Raw genomic sequence first — 3348 nt, 5'->3', positions numbered from 1 at the left:
TTGGAATGGGAACAACTTGAATATTTTCAAACACTGGCCCGAATGCAGCACGTCACGAAAGCCGCAAAAAGCCTCTCCATCACACAGCCTGCGCTTTCACGCTCTATCGCCAGGCTGGAAAATCATTTGGGTGTGCCGCTATTTGACAGGCAAGGACGATCCATTAGCTTAAATCAATACGGACACATTTTTTTGCGGCGGGTTCAGGCGATGATGAAGGAGTACACTGAAGGAAAAGAAGAAATCCAAGCCTTATTAAAGCCAGACCAAGGCGTAGTCTCTCTCGGTTTTTTACATACATTAGGCACCACGCTCGTGCCCGATCTCATCGGCTCCTTTCAGCAGGAATACCCCAACATTGCCTTCCAGCTGAAGCAAAACCACTCTTATTGGCTGCTTGAACGATTAAAATCCGGGGATCTGGACCTCTGTCTCCTCGCTTCGATTAAGCCTGAAGATCCGATCCAATGGATCAAGCTGTGGAGTGAAGAACTCTTTGTATTTGTGCCAAATGATCACCCATTAGCCAGTCGCGAAAGCATTACCCTGAATGAGATTGCCGGGGAGCGTTTTATTTTATTGAAAAAAGGCTACGCGCTTCGGATGACGGTCGATGAGCTGTTTGAGAAGGCCAATATACAGCCGAACATTATGTTTGAAGGAGAAGAAGCAGCTACTGCCGCAGGTTTTGTGGCAGCCGGACTGGGCATATCTATTCTCCCAGACCTGAAAGGCTTAGACCAAAGCAAAATCACCAAAATCCGCGTCAGCTGGCCGGAATGTCAGCGTGTCATAGGAATTGCCTGGATAAAAGGCAGGTTTTTATCACCGGTTGCTGAGACCTTTAAACAATATGTGATCAGCCATTTTTCTGAGTAGGGAGGATTCAAGCATGAATATCAAAAAAATCACGTCAGAACAGGATTTACATACAGCGTTTGAAATCAGAAAGGCAGTATTTGTAGAGGAACAAGGCTGTCCCATTTCGGATGAATTCGATGAGTTCGATACACTCCACGGTGACTGCCAGCACATCCTGGCTTATCATCAGAATGTACCTGTGGGCACTGCACGTGTCCGTATCGTTGGCCACACGGGGAAACTGGAACGAATCTGCATTCTGAAGCCTTACCGCAAATTCGGTTTGGGAAAAGTGATCGTCGATGCATTAGAACGTATTGTGAAAGAACAAAGCATTTCTGCCTTCAAACTGCACGGCCAGACACAGGCGACAGGCTTTTATGAAAAGCTCGGCTATCAGACTGCATCAGAAGAATTTATGCTGGACGGCATTCCGCATGTGCTGATGACAAAACAAGACGATTCTGCTTTATAGATTGTTCACAAATTTGTCACTTATGAGCATGAACGGTTCATTGGTATACTAATCACCGATTATGGAGAGAAGGAATGATTGTATGCCAGCAAATAAAAAAGAGAGTCTTATATTTGGCGTGATGATGTGTTTTGGAATGGTCTGCGTCATGTCGATTTACAATGCCATCATCAACGGAGCCATTCAGGATTTTTCACTGATGACCGTTTTTGAAATGGTCATCGGTTTTATGGTCGCCCTCCTGTTAGATTTACTGTTAGTGGGCCCCCTCGCCAAGAAGATTGCATTCCGCATGCCGTTCGACAAGACTAAAAAAATTTATGTCATCCTTGCCATGTCAACTTGTATGGTGATTGGCATGGTACTTTGTATGTCTGTGTTCGGTTTAGTGACAGCGGTTCTAGCAAATGGGCTGAACGAGGACAGCCTCTTCAGTGCTTATCTTATGATTGTGTTGAAAAATTTCATCCTGGCCTATCCATTGCAATTACTGATTATGGGCCCATTAGTCAGAGGGATTTTCATGAAATTTGTAAAACCAAAGCTCACAGCCGCAATTTAAATAGAAAAGGAGTGAGCCTGACACTCACTCCTTTTGCTCATGAATCGGATGTAAAACAAGCTCCGCAAAAGCCTCTGCAGCAGGCAGCTGCCATTTTTTCTTTTTGGGTGTGAGTAAATCGGATCGAGGGCTTCAACATGCTGGAGATTTTTCAGCTTATGTTTTTCACTTCCATTAATCCCTATACCTTACCACATAGTTTTTATACAATTCTTCGTTATAAAGAATTTCTTCGCCATGTGAAGAGCAAATGAGCGTTGGTTTGATTTGATCTATGATTGAGCCGCTATCGATGTTCTCATTTATATCAACACTGAATCTTCTTATAGGTGGGTGTAAATCCTCCTTACTTGTGATAAAAAGGTCGCCCGTTAATAGCGTACGATCGATTTTATGATCATACACGACATGCCCCGGAGAATGGCCAGGTGTTAAATAGTATTTCAGAGGCAGGTGAGCAAGCGTTTGCTCCGTCAGCGGCTGGACAATATGGGCTACCCCTGTGTTCTCCACTTCATTTTTGTTCGGATAAGGCGCTTCTCCATTGATATATATAAGTTCTTTCCGGTGCGCAAAAATCGGAATATCAAATCTCTCTAACCATTTTGATGCACCCCCGATATGATCACTGTGGCCATGGGTAAGCAAAATGGCTTTTGGATTGCCGATCGCTAACGCTGCCCTAATTTGAGCATCAGCAAAACGTTCTATTCCCGTATCAACAATATAAACATCATCACCATCTTTGATAAACCAGGTATGAACCGGAATACGAAGAGGCACATCAAGCTCAAATTCACATTGATAGACATGTTCTGATAGTTGTCTCAAGTTCACGCAAACCACTCCCTTTGGAGATTTTTGATAGTTCAAAAGAAAACAGAAGTGAACGGCCAGCGGACTGGAATTCTTGAGGAGGAGACGCCGATTTTCGCCAGCATCAGCTCGCCTTGTTAACATTGTCCATTAATAATCCCTTTTGTTCCCCTTCTTCACATATTCCCAATCACGTTCTATATTCTTCCTCACTCTATGAAGGAGTGCAGAAATGGTTTCCTTTTCCTCTGAAGTAAAACCGGACAAGGCCACTTCCGTGGAATGTTCTCCTTCTCTTCTTAACAATGGATATACCTTTTTCCCTTTCTCAGTCGGGAACAGTTTTTTTATTTTTTTATTTTGCTCATCCGGCAGTTTTTGAATAAATCCCTGCATTTCCAGCTTCTTAATGGCCCGCGCGGCCGTTGTCCGGTCCACTTTTATCATTTCCGCCAATTTTTCTTGAATAATTCCCGGATTTTCGTATATACGTACGAGATAGAGATACTGCCCTCTTGTTAAGTCCAAATCTTTAAATTCGATGTTGCTTATGGAATCCAACGCTCTTGCTATCATGCCGATCTCACGCAAAATATCATTCATTCCTAAAACCCCTCACGTATTTTTGTTGCAA

The 3348-nt window shown here is 43.5% G+C and carries 5 protein-coding genes and 1 pseudogene; 3 read left to right on the top strand and 3 right to left on the bottom strand.

Features of this window, described 5'->3' with window-relative positions; genetic code table 11:
• The 3 genes from RAC86_RS36970 (at position 1) to RAC86_RS36960 (ending at position 1898) form a co-directional block, all read left to right on the top strand.
• Complete coding sequence (locus RAC86_RS36970) at positions 1–879, top strand: LysR family transcriptional regulator (protein WP_015715067.1); 879 nt, start codon at positions 1–3, stop codon at positions 877–879.
• 13 nt (positions 880–892) lie between these two features.
• Positions 893–1336: a GNAT family N-acetyltransferase gene (locus tag RAC86_RS36965; protein ID WP_049140526.1), complete on the top strand. Its 444-nt coding sequence runs from the start codon at positions 893–895 to the stop codon at positions 1334–1336.
• Positions 1337–1418: 82 nt separating this feature from the next.
• Complete coding sequence (locus tag RAC86_RS36960; RefSeq protein ID WP_049140527.1) at positions 1419–1898, top strand: DUF2798 domain-containing protein; 480 nt, start codon at positions 1419–1421, stop codon at positions 1896–1898.
• 24 nt (positions 1899–1922) lie between these two features.
• On the opposite strand, the pseudogene RAC86_RS36955 reads toward RAC86_RS36960, so the two are convergent.
• The 3 genes and pseudogenes from RAC86_RS36955 to RAC86_RS36945 all read right to left on the bottom strand — a co-directional run.
• Positions 1923–2065 (bottom strand): annotated as a pseudogene (locus tag RAC86_RS36955) (LysR family transcriptional regulator); the annotation flags it as partial.
• A 7-nt stretch (positions 2066–2072) separates the two neighbouring features.
• Complete coding sequence (locus RAC86_RS36950; RefSeq protein ID WP_377886794.1) at positions 2073–2735, bottom strand: MBL fold metallo-hydrolase; 663 nt, start codon at positions 2733–2735, stop codon at positions 2073–2075.
• 129 nt (positions 2736–2864) lie between these two features.
• Positions 2865–3317, bottom strand: a complete 453-nt coding sequence (locus RAC86_RS36945) for a MarR family transcriptional regulator (protein WP_003226875.1) — start codon at positions 3315–3317, stop codon at positions 2865–2867.
• Positions 3318–3348 lie beyond the last annotated feature (31 nt).

This window comes from Bacillus sp. LR_5 (assembly GCF_042709275.1).
Note: the sequence above shows the minus strand (reverse complement) of the source record. Positions and strands in the feature narration are given on the sequence as shown.

Excerpts from the sequence above, each read along its gene's own strand:
- RAC86_RS36965 (WP_049140526.1), top strand. The coding sequence starts at position 893 with ATGAATATCAAAAAAATCACGTCAGAACAGGATTTACATACAGCGTTT.
- RAC86_RS36960 (WP_049140527.1), top strand. The coding sequence starts at position 1,419 with ATGCCAGCAAATAAAAAAGAGAGTCTTATATTTGGCGTGATGATGTGT.
- RAC86_RS36945 (WP_003226875.1), bottom strand. The coding sequence starts at position 3,317 with ATGAATGATATTTTGCGTGAGATCGGCATGATAGCAAGAGCGTTGGAT.